Source organism: Streptomyces griseus subsp. griseus (genome assembly GCF_003610995.1).
In the GTDB taxonomy this organism is placed as follows: Bacteria; Actinomycetota; Actinomycetes; order Streptomycetales; family Streptomycetaceae; genus Streptomyces.
Genome location: NZ_CP032543.1, coordinates 6,957,138 through 6,980,089 on the forward strand (window position 1 = coordinate 6,957,138; position 22,952 = coordinate 6,980,089).

Annotated in this window: 18 protein-coding genes; 12 read left to right on the forward strand and 6 right to left on the reverse strand. The window is 72.5% G+C overall.

Annotated features, from left to right (window positions below; genetic code table 11):
• Positions 1–36: 36 nt before the first annotated feature.
• Positions 37–435: a thioredoxin gene (trxA, locus tag D6270_RS31140; RefSeq protein WP_109162378.1), complete on the reverse strand. Its 399-nt coding sequence runs from the start codon at positions 433–435 to the stop codon at positions 37–39.
• A gap of 117 nt (positions 436–552) precedes the next feature.
• Here trxA and D6270_RS31145 point away from each other — a divergent pair, with 117 nt between their 5' ends.
• From D6270_RS31145 to glgC, 3 genes are all read left to right on the forward strand, one after another.
• Positions 553–1,992 carry a dihydrolipoyl dehydrogenase family protein gene (locus D6270_RS31145; RefSeq protein WP_109162377.1) on the forward strand — a complete coding sequence of 480 codons (1,440 nt, stop codon included), beginning with the start codon at positions 553–555 and terminating at the stop codon, positions 1,990–1,992.
• Between the two features lie 779 nt (positions 1,993–2,771).
• A complete protein-coding gene (gene glgA, locus D6270_RS31150; protein ID WP_109162376.1) occupies positions 2,772–3,935 on the forward strand; it encodes a glycogen synthase in 1,164 nt (387 codons plus the stop codon).
• 37 nt (positions 3,936–3,972) lie between these two features.
• Positions 3,973–5,190 (forward strand): glucose-1-phosphate adenylyltransferase, encoded by a 1,218-nt coding sequence (gene glgC, locus D6270_RS31155; protein WP_109167201.1) that lies wholly within the window; start codon positions 3,973–3,975, stop codon positions 5,188–5,190.
• 235 nt (positions 5,191–5,425) lie between these two features.
• Here glgC and D6270_RS31160 read toward each other — a convergent pair whose 3' ends face one another.
• The gene (locus D6270_RS31160; RefSeq protein WP_109162375.1) at positions 5,426–6,898 is read right to left on the reverse strand and encodes an MFS transporter; all 1,473 of its coding nucleotides are present in this window, start codon (positions 6,896–6,898) and stop codon (positions 5,426–5,428) included.
• Positions 6,899–7,057: 159 nt separating this feature from the next.
• On the opposite strand from D6270_RS31160, the gene D6270_RS31165 reads away from it, so the two are divergent.
• Positions 7,058–7,705 (forward strand): TetR/AcrR family transcriptional regulator, encoded by a 648-nt coding sequence (locus D6270_RS31165; protein ID WP_109167200.1) that lies wholly within the window; start codon positions 7,058–7,060, stop codon positions 7,703–7,705.
• 72 nt (positions 7,706–7,777) lie between these two features.
• Here D6270_RS31165 and D6270_RS31170 read toward each other — a convergent pair whose 3' ends face one another.
• The gene (locus D6270_RS31170) at positions 7,778–9,025 is read right to left on the reverse strand and encodes a DUF6357 family protein (RefSeq protein ID WP_109162374.1); all 1,248 of its coding nucleotides are present in this window, start codon (positions 9,023–9,025) and stop codon (positions 7,778–7,780) included.
• 572 nt (positions 9,026–9,597) lie between these two features.
• On the opposite strand from D6270_RS31170, the gene D6270_RS31175 reads away from it, so the two are divergent.
• The gene (locus D6270_RS31175) at positions 9,598–11,925 is read left to right on the forward strand and encodes an AfsR/SARP family transcriptional regulator (RefSeq protein WP_109162373.1); all 2,328 of its coding nucleotides are present in this window, start codon (positions 9,598–9,600) and stop codon (positions 11,923–11,925) included.
• Here D6270_RS31175 and D6270_RS31180 read toward each other — a convergent pair.
• On the reverse strand, positions 11,894–13,117 hold the full coding sequence (locus D6270_RS31180; protein WP_109162372.1) for a cytochrome P450: 1,224 nt from the start codon (positions 13,115–13,117) through the stop codon (positions 11,894–11,896). The genes D6270_RS31175 and D6270_RS31180 overlap by 32 nt on opposite strands.
• A 189-nt stretch (positions 13,118–13,306) precedes the next feature.
• Here D6270_RS31180 and D6270_RS31185 point away from each other — a divergent pair, with 189 nt between their 5' ends.
• The gene (locus D6270_RS31185) at positions 13,307–14,530 is read left to right on the forward strand and encodes a cytochrome P450 (protein ID WP_109162371.1); all 1,224 of its coding nucleotides are present in this window, start codon (positions 13,307–13,309) and stop codon (positions 14,528–14,530) included.
• Here the strand turns inward: D6270_RS31185 and D6270_RS31190 are convergent.
• Positions 14,485–15,231 (reverse strand): 4'-phosphopantetheinyl transferase family protein, encoded by a 747-nt coding sequence (locus D6270_RS31190; RefSeq protein ID WP_225976998.1) that lies wholly within the window; start codon positions 15,229–15,231, stop codon positions 14,485–14,487. The genes D6270_RS31185 and D6270_RS31190 overlap by 46 nt on opposite strands.
• A gap of 5 nt (positions 15,232–15,236) precedes the next feature.
• Complete coding sequence (locus D6270_RS31195) at positions 15,237–16,844, reverse strand: (2,3-dihydroxybenzoyl)adenylate synthase (protein WP_225976999.1); 1,608 nt, start codon at positions 16,842–16,844, stop codon at positions 15,237–15,239.
• Positions 16,845–16,991: 147 nt separating this feature from the next.
• On the opposite strand from D6270_RS31195, the gene D6270_RS31200 reads away from it, so the two are divergent.
• From D6270_RS31200 to D6270_RS31225, 6 genes are read left to right on the forward strand one after another with little or no spacing between them, the layout of a single operon-like run.
• Positions 16,992–18,668 carry an AMP-binding protein gene (locus tag D6270_RS31200; RefSeq protein WP_109162368.1) on the forward strand — a complete coding sequence of 559 codons (1,677 nt, stop codon included), beginning with the start codon at positions 16,992–16,994 and terminating at the stop codon, positions 18,666–18,668.
• Between the two features lie 23 nt (positions 18,669–18,691).
• Positions 18,692–18,961 carry an acyl carrier protein gene (locus D6270_RS31205; protein WP_109162367.1) on the forward strand — a complete coding sequence of 90 codons (270 nt, stop codon included), beginning with the start codon at positions 18,692–18,694 and terminating at the stop codon, positions 18,959–18,961.
• A 42-nt stretch (positions 18,962–19,003) separates the two neighbouring features.
• Positions 19,004–19,942, forward strand: coding sequence for an ATP-binding cassette domain-containing protein (locus tag D6270_RS31210; protein WP_109162366.1), 939 nt, complete (start codon positions 19,004–19,006; stop codon positions 19,940–19,942).
• Positions 19,939–20,757, forward strand: coding sequence for an ABC transporter permease (locus tag D6270_RS31215; protein ID WP_109162365.1), 819 nt, complete (start codon positions 19,939–19,941; stop codon positions 20,755–20,757). Before D6270_RS31210 ends, D6270_RS31215 begins: the two co-directional genes overlap by 4 nt.
• Positions 20,754–21,584, forward strand: a complete 831-nt coding sequence (locus D6270_RS31220) for an ABC transporter permease (RefSeq protein ID WP_109162364.1) — start codon at positions 20,754–20,756, stop codon at positions 21,582–21,584. Before D6270_RS31215 ends, D6270_RS31220 begins: the two co-directional genes overlap by 4 nt.
• Positions 21,585–21,586: 2 nt before the next feature.
• Complete coding sequence (locus D6270_RS31225) at positions 21,587–22,951, forward strand: NAD(P)/FAD-dependent oxidoreductase (protein WP_109162363.1); 1,365 nt, start codon at positions 21,587–21,589, stop codon at positions 22,949–22,951.
• Position 22,952 lies beyond the last annotated feature (1 nt).

Below are 22,952 nucleotides of genomic sequence, written 5' to 3' on the forward strand. Positions count from 1 at the left end.
GGGCCCTTCGGCTCGCGCCGTGCGCCGGTGGGGCGGCTACTGCGGCTCCGGCTGCCCCTGCCCGGCCTCCGCCGCCCGCTTCTGCTCCTCGACGGACTTGCGGACCTCGTCCATGTCCAGGTTCCGGGCCTGGCCGATGACGTCCTCCAGGGCCGCCTCGGGCAGGGCACCGGGCTGCGAGAAGACCGCGACGTTGTCGCGGACGATCATCAGCGTCGGGATGGACCGGATCTCGAAGGCGGCCGCCAGCTCCTGCTGCGCCTCCGTGTCGACCTTCGCGAAGACCAGGTCGGGGTGGCGCTCGGACGCCGAGTCGTAGACCGGCGCGAACTGTCGGCAGGGGCCGCACCAGGAAGCCCAGAAGTCGATCAGAACGAAGCCGTTGTCACTGACGACCTGATCGAAGTTTTCCTTGGTGAGCTCTAGGGTGCTCATACTCCAGATACCTCTTCCTGTGCCCGTTCGGACGTGTCCGGGACAACGGTGACTGCGCGTGCGCTATTCCGCCTGCCCATGTGGCCGGTGCGCACACTCCCGACGAGACTGGATTCCATGACTGATGCAGTGGATGTTTCCCCGTACGACGTGGTGGTCATCGGCGCGGGTCCGGTGGGAGAGAACGTGGCCGACCGGGCCCGCGCGGCGGGGCTGAGCACGGCCGTGGTGGAGTCCGAGCTGATCGGGGGCGAGTGCTCGTACTGGGCCTGCATGCCGAGCAAGGCCCTGCTGCGCCCGGTGGTCGCCCGAGCCGACGCCCGCCGCGTCCCGGGCCTGAGCGCGGCGGTGCAGGGCCCCCTCGACGTGGCGGCGGTCCTCGCCCAGCGGGACGAGCAGACGAGCCACTGGAAGGACGAGGGGCAGGTCGGCTGGCTGGAGGGTGTCGGAGCCGATGTCTACCGGGGTACGGGGCGCCTCGCCGGCCCCCGCGAGGTCACCGTCACCGCCCCCGACGGGGCCGAGCACCGGCTCACCGCCCGGCACGCCGTCGCCGTGTGCACCGGCACCAGGGCCGTCGTCCCCGACCTGCCCGGTATCGCCGAGGCCCGACCCTGGACCAGCCGCGAGGCCACCAGCGCCAAGGAGGTGCCGGGCCGGCTCGTGGTGGTCGGCGGGGGTGTGGTCGGCGTGGAGATGGCGACCGTCTGGCAGGCGCTGGGCGCCGAGGTGACGCTGCTGATCCGGGGCAAGGGCCTGCTCCCGAAGATGGAGCCCTTCGCGGGCGAGCTGGTGGCAGAGGCGCTGGAGGAGGCCGGAGCCAAGATCCGTACCGGCGTCTCCGTCACCGCCCTCGAACGCCCCATGCCCGACGGCCCGGTCACGGCCGTCCTGGACGACGGCGGCCGGATCGAGGCCGACGAGATCCTCTTCGCCACCGGCCGGGCGCCCCGCACCGACGACCTCGGCCTGGAGACGGTCGGCCTGGAGCCCGGCTCCTGGCTCACCGTGGACGACACCTGCCGTGTCGAGGGGACCGACTGGCTGTACGGGGTCGGGGACGTCAACCACCGCGCCCTCCTCACCCACCAGGGCAAGTACCAGGCCCGTATCGCGGGCGCCGCGATCGCCACCCGCGCCCGGCAGGACGCACCCCTGGACACGTCTCCCTGGGGGCCCCACGCGGCCACCGCCGACCACGGGGCCGTCCCCCAGGTCGTCTTCACCGACCCCGAGGCCGCCTCCGTCGGCCTCACCCTCGCCGAGGCCGAACAGGCGGGCCACCGCGTTCGCGCGGTCGACTACGACCTCGCCTCGGTCGCCGGCTCCGGCCTCTACGCCGACGGCTACAAGGGCCGCGCCCGGATGATCGTGGACCTGGACCGCGAGGTCCTGCTCGGCGTGACGTTCGTCGGCCCCGGCATCGGGGAGCTCCTGCACTCCGCGACCGTGGCGGTCGCGGGCGAGGTCCCCGTCGACCGGCTGTGGCACGCGGTTCCGGCGTACCCGACGATCAGCGAGGTGTGGCTGCGGCTGCTGGAGACGTACCGGGGCTGAGCAGGGACCCCAACCGGTGGGCGGCGCCGCGGATCGCTCGGGGCACGGGGGACCCGGGTGATGGCGGAACCGGCGCCAGGAGCGACGGGAGCACATTCCAGGCCGTAGGGCCGTGCTCGTTCGCGTTGTCGGCCGGGGGCAGGCCGGTCAGCTTCGCGCAGCTGAGGACGTGGCCGAGGGAGCCGCGTGTCCCGCGCCGCCGCCAGGTCGCCCTGGGCATCGGGGCGCAGCTCAGCGGCTCAAGGTCCCTCGACGCGATGCTGTCCGGCAACCGTGGGGGACGCACCCTGTCTTGCTGATCCGGGCCAGGATCTCGGGTAGTTCCAGGTCCAGCGCGACTGACACGGCCAGGGCGAAGCCCGGCGGGAGGGAGCCCGGCGGGAAGGAGCCCTCGCTCTACGCCTCGCCCTCGGGCCGGTCCGAAAGGCCGAGGAGGACATCGAGTTCGGTGCGCGTTCCGTGGCGCCGCAGGACATCCATTCCGCCCGGTCCCCTCGGCTCCGGTCCCCCCAGGTCGTTGCGCCGACTCGGCCGGTTCGGCTCCAGTGGGCCTCTCACCGTATCGCTGTGACCGGGGATGGGTGACTGCGGCCAGGCTGCCCACCGGGCCGGCGGCAGCCGGTCCGGTGGTGGATCACCGATCACCGCGTGCGCGTCCCGGCAGAACTGGTCCACGCGGGGCGGCGCACGACGGGAGTACGCGCATCCGGGCACCCCGCACAGGCATGTGAGTGGCCATCAAGGGAAGAGAGTCATCAATGACACGAGGGGGGTCAGTCGTGAGGGTGGGACTGCTGAGTCGTGAGTACCCGCCGGACGTCTACGGCGGCGCCGGTGTACATGTCGAGTTCCTGGCACGGGAGTTGCGCACGCTCACCGATCTACAGGTCCACTCCTGGGGCGAGGGTGCTTCGGACGGGGTGGTCCGGCACCGGCCCAGCCGGGAGCTGGGCGGTGCCAACGACGCGCTGCGCGCCTTCTCCGTGGACCTGTCCATCGCCGCCGCGCTCGAAGGCCGCGACCTCGTGCATTCGCACACCTGGTACGCCAACCTCGCCGGCCACCTCGCCGGACTGCTGTACGGCATTCCGCACGTGGTGACCGCCCATTCGCTGGAGCCCCTGCGGCCCTGGAAGGCCGAACAGCTCGGCGGGGGCTACGCGTTGTCCAGCTGGGCCGAGCGCACCGCCATGGAATCCGCCGACGCGGTGATCGCCGTCTCGCACGGAATGCGTGCCGACATCCTCGGCTGCTACCCGCAGCTGGATCCCGACCGGGTCAGGGTCGTCCACAACGGAATCGACACCCGCCTGTACCGGCCCGCTCCCGGAGCTGACGTACTGCGCCGCCTGGGTATCGACCCGGACCGCCCCTTCGTCCTGTTCGTCGGCCGCATCACGCGCCAGAAGGGTGTCCCGCATCTGCTGCGCGCCGCCCACCGGCTCGATCCCGCCGCCCAGCTGGTGCTCTGCGCGGGCGCGCCCGACACCCCGGAGATCGAGGCCGAGTTCCGCGAGCTCGTCGGCGAACTGAGGCGCTCGCGCGACGGCGTCCACTGGATCCCGGACATGCTCCCGCGTCCCGATGTCATCCAACTCCTCAGCCGAGCGGCCGTGTTCGTCTGCCCTTCGGTGTACGAGCCCCTGGGCATCGTCAATCTCGAAGCGATGGCCTGCGGCGCGGCAGTGGTCGCCTCCGCGGTCGGCGGCATCCCCGAGGTCGTCTCCGACGGCGGCACCGGACTGCTCGTACCGTACGAAGCCGACGAACCGGCCCGGTTCGAGGCAGACCTGGCCGAGGCGATCGGCCAGGTGCTCGCCGACCGTCCGGCGGCCCAGCGGATGGGTGAGGCGGGCCGTGAACGTGCCGTGCGGGAGTTCGGCTGGGACAGAGTCGCCCGGCGGACTGTCGAGGTGTACGAGGAGATCGTCAAAAAGGTGTAGCCGGGAACGGTCCGGTGTTTCGGAAGGGGGAGTGGCCATGCGCGCTGGACCTTCGGTGCTCGGGATCGTCCTTGCGGGAGGAGAGGGAAAACGGCTGATGCCGCTGACGGCCGACCGGGCGAAGCCCGCGGTGACCTTCGGCGGGACCTACCGGCTGGTCGACTTCGTGCTGTCGAACCTGGTCAACGCCGACATCACGAGGATCTGCGTCCTCACCCAGTACAAGTCCCATTCGCTGGACCGCCATGTGACCACCACCTGGCGGATGTCCAGTCTCCTGGGCAACTACGTCACGCCTGTTCCGGCCCAGCAGCGTCTCGGCCCGCGCTGGTACCTGGGCAGCGCGGACGCCATCCTGCAGTCGCTCAATCTCGTCCATGACGAACAGCCGGACTACATAGCGGTGTTCGGAGCCGACCACGTCTACCGGATGGACGCGCGCCAGATGCTGGAGCGGCACATCGAGAGCGGTGCCGGCGTCACCGTCGCCGGGATCAAGGTTCCCCGTGCGGAAGCCTCCGCCTTCGGCGTCATCACCCCGGCCTCGGACGGCTCACGTGTGGAACGCTTCCTGGAGAAGCCCTCCGACCCGCCCGGCCTGCCCGAGGACCCGACCAAGGTCTTCGCGTCGATGGGCAACTACCTCTTCTCCACGAAGGTTCTCGTGGACGCCCTCCACCAGGACGCCGAGGACGACGGCTCCGTCCACGACATGGGCGGATCCATCCTGCCCATGCTCACGGAGCGCGGCGTCGCACACGTCTACGACTTCGACGACAACCACGTGCCGGGCGAGACCCAGCGCGAACGGGGGTACTGGCGGGACGTGGGCTCTCTGGACAGTTACTACGAGGCCCACCTGGACCTCATCTCCGAGCAGCCACTCTTCAGCCTCTACAACGATCGCTGGCCCATGTACACCCATGCGGGCCACCAGGCCCCGGCCCGGTTCGTCTCCGGAGGCATCGCGGGCGAGTCGATCGTCAGCCCGGGCTGCGTGATCCGTGGCCAGGTCACCGGGTCCGTCCTCTCGCCCGGTGTGATCGTCGAGCAGGGAGCGGTGGTCCAGGGCTCCGTGCTGCACCACGGTGTGCGCGTCGGCAGGGGAGCGGTCGTGCGCAACGCGATCCTCGACAAGAACGTCGATGTCCCGCCCAGGGCGACGATCGGCGTCAACCCGGAACGGGACCGTGAGCTCTACACCGTGTCGCGCAACGGCGTCATCGCCCTCGGCAAGGGGCAGGTGGTGTCGTAGCGTCCGTCGGCCGCTTCCCGCCCGGGAGCCTCCCGGGCGGGACGGGGTGTGTGCTGGTGAACGGCGCCCCGGGCCGAGCGCGGCAGGGTTTCGGACCCGGCCCTGACCACCCCCTGGAACCGGCTCCGCTGCGTAGAGCCGGAGCGGCGGGCGGTCGCGGTGGCCAGGGGGGATGGCCGACCGGTCCGGCACGCCGCACGGATCGCCACCGCCCAAGAGGCGGACCGCGGCGCGGTCAGGCGGCCTCCGCGGGCGCCGCCTCCTCCACACTGCGGGAGTCCGTGAGGCTCAGCGCGCCGACCGTCGCGATCAGGCCGACGGCGACGGCGAGTACGGCGTAGGCGATCCGTTCACCGTGGAAGAAGGAGGCGACGAGGTCGCCGCTCCACACGCCGGCCGGGAGCTGGGTGGTGACCAGGGCGGCGATCAGCGTGCCGATCACGGCGGTGCCGACGCTGGTGCCGACCTCCTGCGCGGTGTCGTTGAGCGCGGTGCCCATCGAGGTGCGGTTGGCCGGCATCGCGTCGACGAGCGCGACCGCGCAGATCGTCATGACGGTCCGCAGCCCGATCGTCATGAGCACCATGCAGAGCGCGATGACGAGGTAACCGTGCTCCACACCCCAGGACAGTCCCGCCAGCGAGACGGCCAGACAGGCCGCGCCCACCAGGCAGGCGACGCGGTGGCCGTAGCGGCGGGCCAGCCCCTCGGACAGGGGTGTCGCGAGCAGCATGGTCACGATCAGCGGCAGGTTGGCGAGGCCTGCCCGCACGGGGCTCCAGCCGTACGCGTACTGGAAGTGCAGGATGAGCCCGAACATCACACCGGCCATCGCGATGGACGTACCGATCTGCGCCACGGCGGCGCCGCGGACCGTGCCGTTGGAGAAGAGGCCGAGGTCCAGCATCGGGGAGGAGCTGCGGCGCTCGTGCCGGATGAAGGCGGTCGCGGAGAGCACCGCGCCCACGACCGAGCCGATGGTGAGGGCGGAGAGCCAGCCGTTCTCGACGCCGCTGGTCAGCGCGTAGCAGGCGAGCCCGATGGTGGCGACGCTCAGTGCGGCGCCCGGCACGTCGAGCCGGTCGCGGGTCAGGTCCTCGGGCCGGTCGGCCGGGACGCCGAGGCGGACCCCGATCCAGGCGATCAGAGCGATCGGGGCGTTGACGACGAGCAGCCACTCCCAGCGCACATGGGCCAGGACCGAGCCGCCGATCAGCGGTCCGAGGATGAAGCCGGACATGCCCACGACGATCATCACCGTCATGGCGCGCATCCGCAGCGCCTTGTCGTCGAAGAGGCGGAACACCAGTGAGTTGGTGATCGGGGCCATCGCCGCGGCGGCTATGCCGAGCGCGGCGCGCAGGGCGATGAGCTCACCCGCGGTGGTGACCCAGACGACGCACAGGCTCAGCGCTCCGAACACGGCGAGCCCGACGAGCAGGACGCGCCGGCGGCCGAGCCGGTCGGCCATGGAGCCGGCGGTGAGCAGCAGACCGCCGAAGGTCAGTGAGTACGCGCCGGTGACCCACTGCAGCGCAGTGGTGCCACCGCCGACGTCGCGTCCGATGGTGGGCAGCGCGATCGACAGCAGGGTGTTGTCGACCATCTCCACGAAGAAGGCCAGACACAGGGCGGCCATCGGGATCCACGCGGCGCGCAGGGAGGGGTACGTACGGGAAGCGGGGGGTTTCAGCATCGCGGTCGTCATGGCGGCGCTCCTTTCCATCGAACGCCGATCGACTATCGAACGGTGTTCCATGAGGTACGATAGAACAGCGTTCGATAGAGATGCAAACGAGAGGCGGAAGTCATGCCGCGCCACCAGAACCGCGCCGCTGCGGGCGGCCGCCGCCGGGCCTCGCACTCGATGGAGTCCGTGCTCACCGAGGCGGTGGCGCTCCTTGATGAGGCGGGCCCTCCGGCCCTGACGTTCCGGGCTCTCGCCCAGCGCCTCGGCGGCGGCGTGGCCAGCATCTACTGGTACGTCGCGAGTAAGGACGAGCTTCTCGACCGCGCCACCGACCACGTGATCGGTGGCGTTCTCGCCGACATCGAGGCGATCGAGCCCGGCGACGACCCGATCGACGACCTGCGCGCGATGTCGCTGACGCTGTTCGACGCGATCCTGGAGCGGCCCTGGCTCGGCAACTACTTCATGCGCAACACCGACGTACAGGGCAACTCCCTGCGCCTGTACGACAAGCTGGGGCAGCCGACCCTGCGGCTGAAGCTCACCGCGCGCCAGCGGTTCCACGCCGTCTCGGCGATCACGACGGTCGTCGTCGGCTCCGCGGTCGACCTGGGGCAGGAGCCGCCCGCGGAGGTTCTCGACGGCGCCGTCGGCCGCGACGAGTTCCTCGGCCGCTTCGCCTCGGAGTGGCGGGAACTCGACACCGACGAGTTCCCCTTCGTGCACGAGATCGTCGACGAGTTCGACGGGCACGACGACATCGAGCAGTTCCGCGCCGCGCTGGACCTGACCCTCGCGGGGCTGCGCCTCCAGGCCGGGGCCTGAACGCGCCGCCCGGCGAGGGCGACCGTGGCCCGGCGGTGCGGAGGCCGTTCGCCGGGGCGTCGAGCGCCGGGACTACTCGGCGCCGCGCCGCCGCCGGCGCGCGCGCTCGAACTCGGCGACGTCCGGCATCCAGGGGCCGTACGGGCCCAGTGCGGCGCAGCCACCCCGGACGAACGTGCTCACCAGCTTCCGGTACCCACCCATCCCGTCGACGAGGCCGTACTCGACCCGGTACTCCGGATCCGACCCGCCTACGCCCTCGCGCACCGTGGTGACCCGGGCGACGGAGTCCGCGTAGAAGTGGAGCTGGATCCCTTCGCCCATCTCCTCGTCCTCGATGGTGAACACCTCGTTGTCCCCGGCGGAGCGATCGCCGACGAACTCCCAGAACTCCGCGGCGGCGGAGCGGGGGCCGCCCTGGAGCCACTTCTTCTCGACGCCCTTGTCGTCGGTGAAGGACAGGGCCGTCTTCCCCGCCCCACCGCCGACCGCCGCCTCCTCGTCCTCCACGGGGGTGTTCCTGGAGCGCTCCGCCGCCTCCGAGCACATCAGGAAGCCCACGGTGCGCACCGCGTCATCGGCAAGTCCGGGGTACGCGCGGCGCACGGCCGCCTCGACCGCCGCCGCCATCCGTTCCCAGTCGCGCTTGTCCGTGGCGCGCTTTCCCCGTCGCGGATCGCGGCCGATCCGCATTCCGGCGCACGCCTGCTCGGCGGTGGCGACGACTCGTACGACCTCGGGCAGCAGCGCGGGGTCGACGGCACCGGGCGTCCGCCTGGGAACGGTCGCGCCGTGCACGTACTGGCCCGTGTACCGCAGAAGTGCGGCGTCGAGTGGGCCGAGTACGGTTCCGCGTTCGGCGCGACGGCGGTTCGCGTGGTACTCCTGAGCCCGTTTCCCGTCGGACGTCTCCGTCGCCGCGCGCAGGGCCGCGCAGACCTGGCCGCGCTCCAGCAGACCGATGTCGGCGCCATGGGCGATGAGCCGGCCCCGGTCCCACGGGATGCGGCGGAAGAGCGCGTCGACGTCCGCGGTTTCGGCGAGGAGGACCGGGTCCAGGAGCGCGACGGCGGCATCCTCGTCGAGCGGGCCCCGGGTTCCGGCCGCGTCGCACAGCGGGAGAACCGCACTCCACAGCAGCAGGTGTCTGGACAGATCGTCCTGGATCACCGCGAGGTGGTCCTCCCCGATCGGAAACGTGAACGTGCGGGGGTCGTGGTTGGCGTCGGCCCCGGCACCCAGCGTCAGCTTCAGCTCACCGTCCTCGCGGATCACGTTCGGTATCCAGCCGCTCAGGCGCGTGAAGACGATGTCGCTCATGGGCCCAGTCTTCCTCATCGGACCAGGTGCCTTCGCCGGCCTGGCCTCCGGGGCGAAGGCGGTCCCGGCGGCGTCACCGCGGACGCGGAGACGATGGCGTGGCCTCGGGGGAGTGGTCGGCCGGTCCGAGAACCCCTGCCGGAAGTAAGGCAACGGGAAACTGAATTCGATTTCAACCAATCAGGTACGGCGCGCGCAGGCGCATTCCGTTTCTGCCTCACGTCACCCGATGAGGCTTTGATCCGCAATAAGTACGGTGGACCACCTCCCGGCCGGGTAATAGCCCGTTAGGATCCAAGGTGCACTCGGGATCAACACCCGGCACCATGGGCTGACTTCAGCCTGACATGCGGGTCCAAGGGGGAATGGATGGACAGCCTGAAGTCCGTGCGCGCCGCGCCGTCCGCCGGGGGATTCACCGGACCGCACCCGCGCTTACGGAAAGGGCCAGGACCATCGGCCGGCCACCGATGTCCGGCGTCCGCCTCCACTCCCGCCGAGCGGCGTGCGGGAGAGCCCGTGATCTGCGAGCCGAACGGATGACTCCGGGGCAGGGGGGCCTGCGATTCCAGGTGCTGGGACCGGTCGCGGTGCGCTGCGAGGACGTCCCCACCCGGCTGCCCAGCACCGTGGCACGCCGGGTGCTCACCGTACTGATGCTGTCCCCCGGCGAGGTGCTCAGCGCCCTCCGGCTCGCCAAGGCGGTCTGGGGCTCGGCCGGCCCGGCGACCGCCACGAACCAGGTGCGCAAGGCGGTCGCCCAGCTCCGCCAGGCGATCCCGGGCGCGGGTGACTACCTCCTCACCGACGGCCCGGGCTACCGGCTGGACGTCGGCGCCGCCGAATCCGACCTGGTGGAGTTCAACCAACGGCGCCTGCGGGTCCGCAGACTGACCGAGGGCGGAGCCGGCGAAGCGCTGCTCATCGAGGAGTTGCAGACGGCCCTGGCCCTCTTCCGCGGCCATGTCGCCGCGGACGTCGTCGAGGGCGACGAGCTGGACAACGGCCTGATCCGCGCCGCCGCCCGGGTCGTGGAGGAACGACGGCTCGCGGTGCAGAAGGAATTGATCACCCTGCGGCTGCGCTCGTCGCCACCGGCCCCGGCCATAGGAGACCTCCGGGATCTGGTGGCGCAGCACCCGCTTGCCGAGGATCTACGCGCGCTGCTCATGCTCGCGCTCTCCCTCTCGGGCAGACAGGCCGACGCGCTCGCCGAGTACGCCGAGATCCGCACCCTCCTCCGCGACGAGCTGGGCATCGACCCCGACCACTCCCTGGCCCAGGTGCACGAAGCGGTGCTGCGCGGGGATGCCTCCGCCTATCTGTGGTCCGGCAGACCGCTCCGGCAGGACGGGCGGGACACCACGGCGGTGCAGCACGAGGTGGACGGACGGTACGGGGCACCGCCCTGCCAGAAGGCGCACATCCGGGCCACCTGCACCCTGCCCCACGGGCTGACCGACTTCGTCGGCCGCCAGGAGGAGGCGGACTCCCTGCTGCGGACGGCCCGGGCGGGCTCGCGGGGTTCCGGGCCCCTGCTCATCTGCGTCGACGGCATGGGCGGCATCGGCAAGACGGCCCTCGCCCTGTACGCGGCCCACCGGCTGGCGGAGGAGTACCCGGACGGCCAGTTCTACGTCGACCTGCACGGGTTCAGCCCTTGCGAGGGGCCCCGTGAGCCGGCCGAGGTGCTTCAGGTGCTGCTCCGCTCGCTGGGGACCGAGGCGGCGCGCATCCCGGCCGATCTGGACAGCCAGGTGGCCATGTGGCGCGCCCTGCTGGCCGAGTCCAAGGTGCTGCTGCTCCTCGACAACGCCGCCAGCGAGGCACAGATCGTGCCGCTGCTGCCGCCCGGCACCGGCTCCCTGGCCCTGATCACCAGCCGCCGGCGCCTCTACGGCCTGGACGGCACCGAGCCCTGCCCGGTCTCCCGGATGAGCACGGCCGACTCCCGCAAGCTCATCGAGAGGCTGCTGGGGGAGGGGCTGGAGCCGGAGGCGACCGAACGGCTCATCGCCCACTGCGGCGGCCTCCCCCTGGCGCTGCGGCTGGCCGCCGCCAAGCTGCGCTCCCGCCCCACCTGGACGCTGTCCCACCTGGTGGAGCGCCTGGACGACGTGCACCGGCGCCCCGGCGAACTCCAGGCGGGCGACCGCAGCGTGCAGTCGGTGCTCCAGCTCTCCTTCGGCGCCCTGACCCCCGCCCAGCGCAACGCCCTGTGCGTGCTGACGCTGCTGCCCGACGCGAGCATGGACGCCCATGAGGCGGCCGCCCTGCTGGACACCAGTCCGCCCCAGGCCGAACTGCTGCTGGAGAGCCTCCTCGATGTGAACCTCCTGGAGCAGCCCCGGATCGGCCGCTACTCCCTCCACGGCCTCGTGGCCGGTGTCACGGCGGCCATGGGGGAGATCGAGGGGTTCCTGCGCACCGAGAAGCGGCGCTCCGCGCTCCGCCGGCTGCTGGACTACCACCTGGCGGTCAGCAGGCGCAGCTGCACCCTCCTCGGCCGGGAGGGCGGCGCCGCCGACGCCGGGCCCGGCCCCGTCCCGTACCTCCCGGAGATCAGCAGCCGGAAGGAGGCGACGGAGATCTGCGAGCGGGAGTCGCCCGCCATGCTGGCCGCGCTCCGCACCGCGCGGCACGAGGGGTTCTTCGTGCCCGGCGCGCAGCTCGCACACAATCTGCGGTACGTCCTGTCGCCGGAGGGCTGTCAGGCCTTCGACAGCACTGCCGACGGTACGGAGTACGGCTCCCGCAGGCCGGAGGCGTCCGAGTCGTTCCGGACGGCGCTGCTCGGCCTCGCCGCCGCCTGCCGCCGGACCGGCCTGCTGGAGCAGAGCAGGACCCTGACCACCGAGGCGTTGAGCCTCACCGCGCCACCGGCGCGGGGTCCAGCCTGACCGGGATGGAGCGGTAGGCGCGGAAGGTGACGCTCGGGCGTCTCTCGATCTCGCCCGCCACGGCGGGCACGACCGGTGCGTCCGCCAGCCAGCGCAGCACCGCGCGCCCCTCCACCTGGGCCAGTGCCGCGCCCAGGCAGTGGTGCACCCCGCCGCCGAAGCTGACGTGCGGGTTGGGGTCGCGGGTGATGTCCAGCCGCCCGGGGGCGGCGAACCGGGCCGGATCGTGGTTGGCGGAGCCGAGGAGCAGCACCAGGATGCGGCCCGGGCGCACGGTCCGGCCGTCGATCTCCACCGGCTCCCTGACATAGCGGGCGGTGGCCTGGATCGGGGCGTCGTAGCGCAGGAACTCCTCCACCGCCGTGGGCGCCAGCTCCGGGCGGCCACGCAACAGGGCCAGCTGCTCCGGGTGTCGGAGCAGCGCCGACCAGATCGTGGAGATCAGGTTGGTGGTGGTCTCGAACCCGGCGAAGAAGAGGAAGACCACGTTGTCCACCAGGGTCTCCCGGTCGAACCCGGGATGTGTCCGCCGGGCGGCCAGCAGATTGCTCACCAGGTCGTCGGCGGGCCGCAGCGCCCGTTCGTCGACCAGCGCCGAGACGTAGGAGCGCAGCCAGGTGACCGCCTCGTGCGCCGATGCCCGCTCCTCGGGCGGGACGTAGAGCGCGAACGCCTTGGCCAGCTCCACGGCGTGCGGCCGCACCGCCGCCCGGTCCACGTCGGGGATGCCGATCAGTTCGCAGACCACGGTGACCGGCAACGGGAAGGCCAGGTCGGTCACCACATCGAGGGCACCGTCGGATCCGGCGCGTTCCCGGGCCTCGGCCATCAGCCGGTCCACCTGGGCCGCGACATAGTCCTCCAGCCGCCGCATCAGCCTCGGGCTGAACGAACGCTGCATGATCCCGCGCAGAAACGTGTGCTCGGGCGCGTCCTGGTCCAGCACGATCCGCTTCAGGAAGTCGTTGGCGGGCCCCGCCCCCGTGGAGAACTCGTGGTACTCCGGCGGGTACTCGTGCCCCAGCCGGCGGTCCTTCAGCAGCAGGCTCACGTCCTGGTGGTGCGAGACCACCCACTGGCCCGCGGCGCCCCGGGCCAGCCGGCCCGCCGCACGGAGGCCGGCGTACACCCGGTAGGGGTCCGCGACCACGGCGGGATCACGGGAGTCGAACTTGGCGGGCAGCTCTCGCATACGGCCGGCACCTCCGGTGGCTCGCGGGTGGCCTCCCCTGAGCCTGGCAGCTCCGGGACGGCGGCCGGGGAACCTGTCGCCAGTCCTTCACCCCGGCCCGCCGCCCCCAGGCGGGCTCGCAGACTGGGCGCGCCAGGGGAACACCGGACCACGGCCGTGCACCCGCGGGTGCCGGGAGGTGACGCAGCGATGAACACGGTGCTGAACATGCCGCGCTTCCTGCTGGACGACGCGCGGGCGGTGCGTGACCCCTATCCGGTCTACCGCCGCCTCCGCGCCTACGGCCCGGTCTGCCGGGGCGGACCGGGGCAGTGGGTCTTCCCCCGCCACGAGGAGGTCTCCGCGCTGCTGCGCGACCCCCGGCTGGGCCGGGAGTTCCCCGAGGAGTACCAGGCGGTCTCGGTGGGCGAAGGACCGGCCAACGACTATCTGCGGCGCATCGTCGTCGACCGCGACCGGCCCGACCACACCCGGCTGCGCCGGCTGCTCACCAAGTCGCTCAGCCCGGCGATGATCCGCGGCCTGCGCGAGCCCATCGCGCTCCTCGTCGACGGGCTGCTGGACCGGTTCGCCGAGGAGCGCCGCTTCGACCTCGTACGCGATCTGGCCGTGCCCGTACCGATGATGGTGATGAGCGAGCTGCTGGACATCCCGCGCGCCGACCGTGACGACATCGCCCGCCTGTCCACCTCGCTCGCCCAGGCGTTCGCGGTCTTCATCTCGGAGGACAAGCGGCGCGAGGCGCACGGGGCCGTGGTCGAGTTGCGGGAGTACATGGCCGGGCTGGTCCGCGAGCGCAGGCGCCGGCCGGGCGATGACCTGCTGTCGCGGATGCTCACCGCGGTCAAGGACGGCGAGGAGCCGCTGACCGACGAGGAGATCATCGACAACGCGCTGTTCGTCTACTACGCGGGGTTCGAGACGACCACCAACGCGATCGCCACCGGCGGCGACCTCTTCGTCCACCAGCCCCACACCCAGCGGCAGTTGCGGGCCGACCCGGGCATCGTCCCCAGCGCGCTGGAGGAGTTCATGCGCTACGACGCGCCCATCCACGCCACCACCCGGCTGGCCACCGAACCGATCGAGATCGCCGGCCTGACGATCCGCAAGGGACGGGTGGTGGTGCTGCTCCTCGCCTCCGCCAACCATGACGAGCGGGTGTTCCCCGATCCGGCGCGGGCCGACCTGACCCGGTCGCCCAACCCGCACCTCAGCTTCGGCGGCGGTATCCACCACTGCCTGGGCGCGGCGCTCGCCCGGGTCGAGGGGGCGGTGGTCTTCGAGCGGCTGGTCGCCCGCTTCGCGGACATCGAGTCGGCCGGTGAGGGCGTCTGGGAGCCCAGCGAGGGCGGCTTCCGCTTCCCCTACTGGGCCCACCGCGGCCTGCCGGTGGCGGTGCGCCCCGCCTGACCCGGGCGGGGGAGCGAACCGGCCGGTGCGGCGATCGCGGTGACCACGGTGCCGGTTCCGGCGGCCCAGCGCCCCCGCAGGGCCGGAAAGCCGGTGGCGGCGGGGTCGAACGCGGCGTCGTCCCGGCGGACCCGGCGGGCGCCGCCCGGGACCGGCCGCACCACGAAACCGCCGGAGTGGCGGCCGTGGGCGAGGACGACCTCGGCGTCGTCGAAGCCCAGCCAGCACCGCATCGCCGGATACCAGACCTTGTAGTACGCCTCCTTGGCGCTGAAGAGCAGCCGGCACCACGGCACATCCGAACCGCCCGCAGCCAGCTCGGCCAGGTGGGCCCGCTCGGCCGCCGAGGCCACCTGGTCCAGCACCCGGGGCGGCAGCGGGGCGCGCGGTTCGGCGTCGATGCCCAGCCCGTCGGCGTCACGGGTCCGGGCCACCGCCGCCGCCCGGTAGCCCCGGCAGTGCGTCAGGGAGCCGACCGTCCCGGCGGGCCACCGGGGCGCCCCGTCGGCACCGCGCAGCAGTGGCACGGGCGGGTGGCCCAGTTCTGCCAGGCAGCCACGGGCCAGCCGCCGGACGGTTCCGTACTCGGCCAGCCGCAGCGGCAACGCACTGGCCGCCTGCCGCCGTTCGGCCCCGAAGAGCTCCGGGCCGGTCAGCTCACCTATGGTCTCCCGGGCCACCGCGTACGCCGGCAGCAGCATACGGATCAACCGGAGGCCACCGTCGCCCGCAGCGCCACCTTGTCGATCTTGCCCACGGGGGTCCGGGGCAGCACCGGCAGCTCCCGGACCTCGTCGGGCAGCTTGAACGCGGCCAACCCCTGGCCGGCCAGATACCGCTTGATCTCCACCAGCGTGGGCGCCCGCTCCGCCTGGCGGCCGGGGACCACGAACGCCAGGACGGCCTCGCCGAGTTCCGCGTCCGGCCGGGCGACCACGGCGGCGTCGTCGATGGCCTCGTGGCTCCGCAGATGCCCCTCGATCTCGTCGGCCGACACCTTCTCCCCGCCCCGGTTGATGACATCCTTGGCGCGGCCGACGATCACCAGGTTGCCCTCGGGTGTGAGCCGGGCCAGGTCGCCGGTGCGGAAGAAGCCGTCGGGGGTGAACGAGGTGCCGTTCGCCGCGGGCGCGTTCCAGTAGCCGTTGATGGTGTACGGGCCGCGCGTCACCAGCTCGCCCACCGCGCCCGCCGGAACCTCGCGCAACTCCTCGTCGACCAGGCGGAGTTCGTCGAGACCGGAGAGCGGCCTGCCCTCGGTGCCGTGCACCACCTCCTCCGGGTCGTCGAGGCGGGTGTAGGTGAGCAGCCCCTCGCCGATGCCGAACCAGTTGGTGATCCGGCAGTTGAGCGCGGACTGCGTGCGGCCCGCCGCCTGCTGGTCGAACTTGGAGCTGCCGACCTGGAGGACGACCCCCTTCATGTCGACGGGCCGGGCCGCGGCGGCCCGCGACCACAGCGCCGCGAGGGCGGGCACCACGGTGGTGTGGGTGACCCCCTCCTTCTCCACCAGCGGGAACACCTCGTCGGGGGAGGGGCTCGCGGCCAGGACGGCCTTGCCGCCCACCAGCAGCGCGCCGAGCACGCCAGGGCACCCCAGGGCCGCGTTGTGCGCCGCCGGGTTCGCGGCCAGGTAGACGCTGTCGGCGCCGAACCCCAGGGCCTCCGCACAGGCGGCGATGTTGAAGAGGTAGTCGTCGTGCGTCCGGGGGATCAGCTTCGGCTTCCCGGTGCTCCCACCGCTGAGCAGCAGGAACGCGACGCCCGACGGATCGACCTCCGGCAGCGGCCCGGCCCCGGCGCCCCGGGCCCGTACCCGGTCCAGCGACGGCAGCTCCCCGCCGTCGCCCGCCACGATCACGGTGCGTACCCCCGGCAGCGCGGACGCCCGGCGGGCGAGGGTGCGGTAGTCGAAGCCCAGGAAGCGGTCGGCGGTGACATAGCCGACCGCGTCGGAGGCCGCGATCAGGTGCCGGACCTCGCTGTCCCGGTGCCCCGGCAGCGCGAGCACCGGGATGATGCCCGCCCGGAACATCCCCACCGTGACGGTGAGGAACTCGATCACGTTCGGCAGCTGGACCACGACCCGGTCCCCGGGGCTCACCCCCTCGGCCAGCAGCCCGCGCGCGATCTCGTCCGCCTCGGCGCGTACCTCGCCGTGGGTGATACGGCGTCGGCGGTCCACGGCGGCCGTCCGGTCGGGGGCGGTCCCGGCCACGGCGGTCAGCGCGTCGCCCAGCGGTACCCCCCGCCAGATCCCGGCGGCCCGGTAGCGGGCGGCGTCCTCGTCGCTCCACGGCGTGAACTCATCCATGGGCGCCAGTGTTCCGGGCCGCCCGGCGATCCGGCCGAAGACGGACAGAGCCGTGAAAGAGACGACGGCCGCCTCGGCGATCGCTCCTAGTGTCACCAGCGTCGCCGGGGAGATTCCGGCCCCCGGCGCCCCGCTAAGGAGTGGTAGATGAGCCGACCCCACACGCTGAGCTGGCTCGACGCGCCCCGCGACGACACCGGGGTGGAGATGTTCGACGAGGCGTCCAGCGTCTACCGGCCCTACTCCGAGATCGCCGCCACGGCGGTCCGGATCTCGGGCGGGCTGATCGAGGAGGGCGTGCCCCGTGGGGCGGTCGTACCGCTGCTCTGCTCCACCGGCCCCGGACTGATCGCCGCCTTCTACGGTGTGCAGGCCGCCGGATGCGTGGTGAGCGTCCTGGCACCGCCCACCCGGGTCTCCGGCGAGGCGGGCCGCGAGCACATCCGCACCGTCGTCACCGCCGTCGCCGCCGACACCGTGGTCGTCGAGGCCGTCCACCACGACCACCTGGTGGAGGTCCTCGCCGAGGCCGGGCTGCGTACCCGCGTACTGCTCCTGGAACAGCTCGCCGCCGCCGGCCCGGGCCGCCGCACCCCGGACGACCGCGCGCTCGTCCAGTTCACCTCGGGCAGCTCCGGACGGCCGCGCGGGGTGCAGGTCGGCCACGCTGCACTCGACGCGAACACCGCCGCGATCCGCGCCTGGGAGAAGGCCGGACCCGACGACTCCTGGTGTTCCTGGCTGCCGATGCACCACGACATGGGACTCATCGGCTGCCTGGTGGTGCCGGTCTCGGGCAACAACCGGCTCGCCGTGTGCAGGCCCGAGACCTTCCTGCGCCACCCGCTGGCGTACCTCACGCGCTTCGACGCCGCACGGGTCGCCCAGCCGGCCACGATCACCGCCACCCCGGCCTTCGGCCTCCAGCGCATCGTGGACCGGATCGGCCCCGCCGACCTCGAAGGCGCCGACCTCTCCCGTACCCGGGCCGTGATCGTCGCGGCCGAACGCGTCGACCCCGCACTCGTTGGCCGCTTCACCGAACTGATGCGGCCTCACGGGCTGGCCCCGGCGGCCCTCACCCCGGCCTACGGGCTGGCCGAGAGCACCCTCGCCGTCACCGGCGTGCCGGTCGACCGGACCCCGCGCGTGGTCCGGGTGCACCGCGACGACCTGCGGGTGGGGGCCCGGGTCCGCCTCCTGGCCGACGCCCCGGAGCACGACCGTACCCACGACACCGTCCAGGTGATCGGCTGCGGGGAGGCGCTGGAGGGCCTGACGGTGCAGGTGGCCGGCGACGACGGGCGGGCGCTGCCCGAAGGCCACGTCGGCGAACTGGTCGTCACCGGAACCTCGCTGGCCGACGGCTACCTCGCATCGCCCCCCGGCTCGGGCACCGCGTTCGAGGACGGCCGGCTCCTCACCCGGGACGTCGCCTTCGAGCTGGACGGCGAGTTCTACGTCCTGGGCCGGCTCGGCGACAGCGTCAAGGTCAACGCCCGTCCGCTCTTCGCCGAGGACGTCGAGTTGATGCTCGGGCAGGCCGGGCTCAACCTCAGCAGGGTCTGCGTCGTCCTGGGCGAGGCCGGCGGCCGGCCGCACGCGGTGGCGGTCCTCGAGGATCTCGACTCCCGTGCCGCCGGGGTCGCCGGGGACGTGCTCGCCGCCGCCTGCCCCGGCACCCGCAGACATGTCGCCCAGGTGCCGCGCGGCGCGATCCCGCGCACCAGCAGCGGCAAGAGCCGCCGCCGGCAGCTGTGGCAGCGCCTCAGCCAGGAACACGCCTTCGACGCGGTGCCCACCGCCACCGACACACCTGCCTGACCGGCCGAAGAACAGGAGAACCCATGTCCTACTCCAGTGAAGAGGTGCGCGAGACCGTGCTCGCGATCATCGAGCAACTCGCCCCCGAACGGGAGCGGTTCGACGCGGGAAGAGACATGCGCCTGGTCGAGGACCTCGGCTTCCACTCCCTCGCCCTGCTGGAGATGGCGTTCGCGATCGAGGACGACTTCGACCTCCCGCCGATCGACGAGAAGACCGGCCGCTCCATCCAGACCACGGAACAGGTACTCGCCTACGTCCTGAGCCAGGTGGAGGTCAGGACCCCGTCGTGATCGCCACCACCCACCCGAGCACGACGTGACGAAGGAGCCACGATGACCGAGGCGATCGCCCTGACGGACCTCACCAAGCGATTCGGTGAACACACCGCACTCGACCGCGTCTCGCTGCGCATACCGGCCGGAACCGTGGTGGGCCTGCTCGGCCCCAACGGCGCGGGCAAGACCACCCTGATCAACTGCCTCACCACGTTGCTGCGGCCCGACGGCGGCACCGTCCGCGTCCTCGGCCACGACCCCGGGACCGACCCGTCCCTGGTCCGCGCCAACATCGCCGTCACCGGTCAGTTCGCCGCCCTCGACGAGCAGATCAGCCCGCACGAGAACCTGGTCTTCTTCGGCCGGCTGCTGGGGCTGGGCCGGGGCGAGGCCCAGCGGCGGGCGGGGGAGATGCTGGAGCGGTTCGAGCTGAGCGAGGCGGCCCGCGCCCCGGTGGGCTACCTCTCCGGCGGTATGCGCCGCCGCCTCGACCTCGCCGTCAGCCTGGTCGTCCCCCGGCCCGTGCTCGTACTCGACGAACCGACCACGGGCCTGGACCCGCGCAGCCGCAAGCTCCTGTGGGACATGGTCCGGGACGAGGCGGCTCGCGGCGTGGCCGTCCTGCTCACCACGCAGTACCTGGAGGAGGCCGACCAGCTCGCCGACCGCATCGTCGTCATCGACAAGGGCCGGGTGCTGGCGGACGGCTCGTCGGACGAGCTCAAGCGCGAGGTGGGCGGCGTCATGTGCCGGCTCACCATGACCAGCGGCGCCGACACCGAGGCGGTGCGGCTGGCCCTCAGCGACCTGCCGGGCGTCGCCGCCGAGGGCGACAAGGTCACCGTCCCCATGTCGCAGCCGGAGGACCTCGGGACGGTGATCGGCCGGGTGGACCGGACCGGGCTGCGGATCGCCGACATCGAGGTGACCAGGCCGACGCTGGACGAGGTCTTCTTCGCGCTCACCGAGCCGCTGGAGAAGGAGGCCACCCGATGAGCGCCGCCCCCGACCTCGCCACCCGGCCCGGCACCCAGCCGGCCCCGGGCCAACCGCCCGGCTGGCGCCACGACTTCGAGGTGCTCTTCGACCGGGTGCGCGCCCGCTCCTTCTCACGCGGCGGCCTGGTCGCCACCGTGGTGCAGCCACTGCTCTTCTACGCCATCTTCTACTGCACCTTCGCCGGGATGCTGGACGAGCGGGGCATCGGCTTCGGCCGCTTCGTGACCGCCACCGTCCTGGTGCAGGCGCTGATGTTCGTGGCCATCGGGAGCGCCACCGAGCTCTCCGCCGACCGCACCAGCGGCGTCTTCGCCCGGCTGCTGACCAGCCCGGTCGACATGCGGGCGATGAGCCTGGCGCACCTGACCGTGGTGGCGTTGCAGGGCCTGCTCTGCACGGTCGTGATCACCCTCACCGGGCACCTGGCGGGCTTCCGCTTCGACCGAGGTGCACTCGCCGCCCTCGGCTTCGTGGTGGTCGCCGTGGCCTTCGCGGTGGCCCTGTCGCTGGCCACCGCCACCATCGCCCTGCGCATCGGCAACGCCGAGGCGCTCAGCGCGGTGCTCCACCTTCCGTACCTGCCGCTGCTCGTGCTCTCCACCGGCTTCGTCGAGGCCGGCCTCTTCCCCGGCTGGCTCCAGCCGATCGTCGCCGCCTCGCCGGTCTCCGGGGTGATCGACACCCTGCGCGCCCTCTCCACCGCCGAGCTGACCTGGAGTGCGACGCTGCCCGGCCTGGCCTGGCTGGTGGGGCTCATCGCCCTCTTCTCATGGACCACGACCGCCGCGTTCCGGAAGGTGGCCATCCGATGACCGTGCAGACGCCCGGACCGACGGCACCGACGGTGGCGCCGCCCCCCTCGCCCGAACCGACCACGCTGCTCGGCGCCTCCGTGATCATCGGCGGCCGGGTGATCCGGCAGTTCGTCCGCAACCGGATGATGCTCATCGTCACCGTCGCCTTCCCGCTGCTCCAACTGTTCATGCTGCTGGCCGCCTTCAGCGTGCTGGTCCGCGACACCCAGGACGTCGACTACGTACGGCGGCTGGCCCCGCTGATCGTCCTCACCACGGCGTTCTCCTCGATCCTCACCACCGCGATCGCCCTGTGGAGCGACATCCGCAGCGGGGTCTTCGACCGGCTGCGCGCGATGCCGCTGGACATGCGGGCGTACGTCTTCGGGCGGATCGGCGGCGACTTCGTACGGATCATGGGGGTGGCCGTCCTGGTCACCCTGGTCGCCCACACCGTCGGCTTCCGGTTCTCCCAGGGGCTGCCGGCCGTCCTCGGCTTCTTCGGGATCGTGGCCCTCTTCGGGATGATGTGCAGCGCGCTTGCGGTCGCCGTCGCGCTCGTCGCCCAGCACCCCGGCATCATCGTGCGCTACGTGCAGATGCCCACACTGGTCCTGACGTTGATGTCCACCGGCTATGTCCCGCTGGAGGCATTCCCGGAGTGGATCCGTCCGGCGGTGAGCGTCAACCCGGTCTCGCTGGCCGCCGACGCACTGACCGGGCTCTCCTCGCAGGGGGCGCTGACAGCGCCGGTGCTCGGCACCGCGGCCTGGACGATCGGCATCACCACCGTGTGCACCGTCGTGGCCACGCGCCGCTTCACGGCGCTGATGAGGCGTGGCTGACCATGGCGGACATCGTCGTGCTGGGCGCCGGGGTGGCCGGTCTCGGGCTGGCCGCCTTCGCCGCCCGCCGCGGACACCGGGTGGTGCTCGCCGAACGGGACGGCCCGCCCCCGGAGGGCGACGCCCACACCGAGGTGGCCGACTGGGAGCGGCGCGGGGTGCCGCACGCGCGCCAGGGGCACGCCCTGCTCGGCCTCGGCATCGGCGTGCTCCGCCAGGAGTGCCCCGAGGTGCTGGCCGACCTGACCGGCCGGGGCGCGGTGCCCGTGACCCTGGAGACGGGCGACGGTGAACTCGGCCTGCTGAGCCGCCGACTGGTCTTCGAGGCCGCGCTACGGCGCCGGGTCACCGCCGATCCGGCGGTCACGCTGCTGCACGACAAGGTGACCGGCCTGCTCTCGGCCGGGGCGCCCGACGGTGTCCCCCGGGTGTACGGGGTCCGCCTCGCGGAGACCGGGGAGGTGACCGCCGACGTCGTGCTGGACGCCACCGGCCGCAGATCCACCGCCGCCGCATGGCTGACCGCGATCGGCGGCACCGCACCCCGGGAGACGGCCCAGGCGTGCGGATTCTCCTACGTCGCCCAGGAGTTCGCACTGGGCGAGGGCCGACGCTTCCCGTCCCTGCGGGCCCCGGTGGTCCACGAACTCGACTTCGCCACCGTGCTGGCCTTCCCGGGCGACAACGGCCGCTTCCACCTCTCCACCACCGTGGCCTCCCACGACCCCGCCCGGACGAGGCTGCTGGACCGCACGGTCTACCTTCGCTTCCTGGCCAGCGTGGCCCCGGTCCGCGCGTGGCTGGACGGGGCTGCCCCGGTCGGCGACCCGATGCCGATGGCCGGGCTGGAGAACCGCCACCGGTCACTGGAGGCGGACGGCGCCCCGCTGGTCACCGGCTTCGCCCTGGTGGGCGACGCCTGCGTCCAGACCAACCCCACCTTCGGCCGCGGCGTCTCGCTCGGCCTGGCCCACGCCCGTACCGTCGCCGACCAGCTGGACCGACTCGACCAGGAGCCCGCCGCCTGGGCGCTGGAGACCCACGAGCGCACCGACCGGTGCCTGGGGCAGTGGTTCGAGCAGCAGGTCGCCACCGACGCCGCCCGGCTCGCCGAACTCGCCGACGGACCGCACGACGAATCGCTGACCGCCCGCGTCCTCACCGCCCTGGCCGTCCTGCGCGAGGACGACGAGCACGTCCGCATCGCCGCCGAGCGGGTCTACCACATGCTGCTCACCCCCGCCGAGCTGATGGCGGACCGCAAGGTGGCCCGCCGGGTGCTCGCCTTCCTCCGCGAGCACCCCGACCTCCGACGCGCCCACGTCGGACCCACCCGTCAGGACTTCGAGCGCCTGGTCGCGGGCTGAG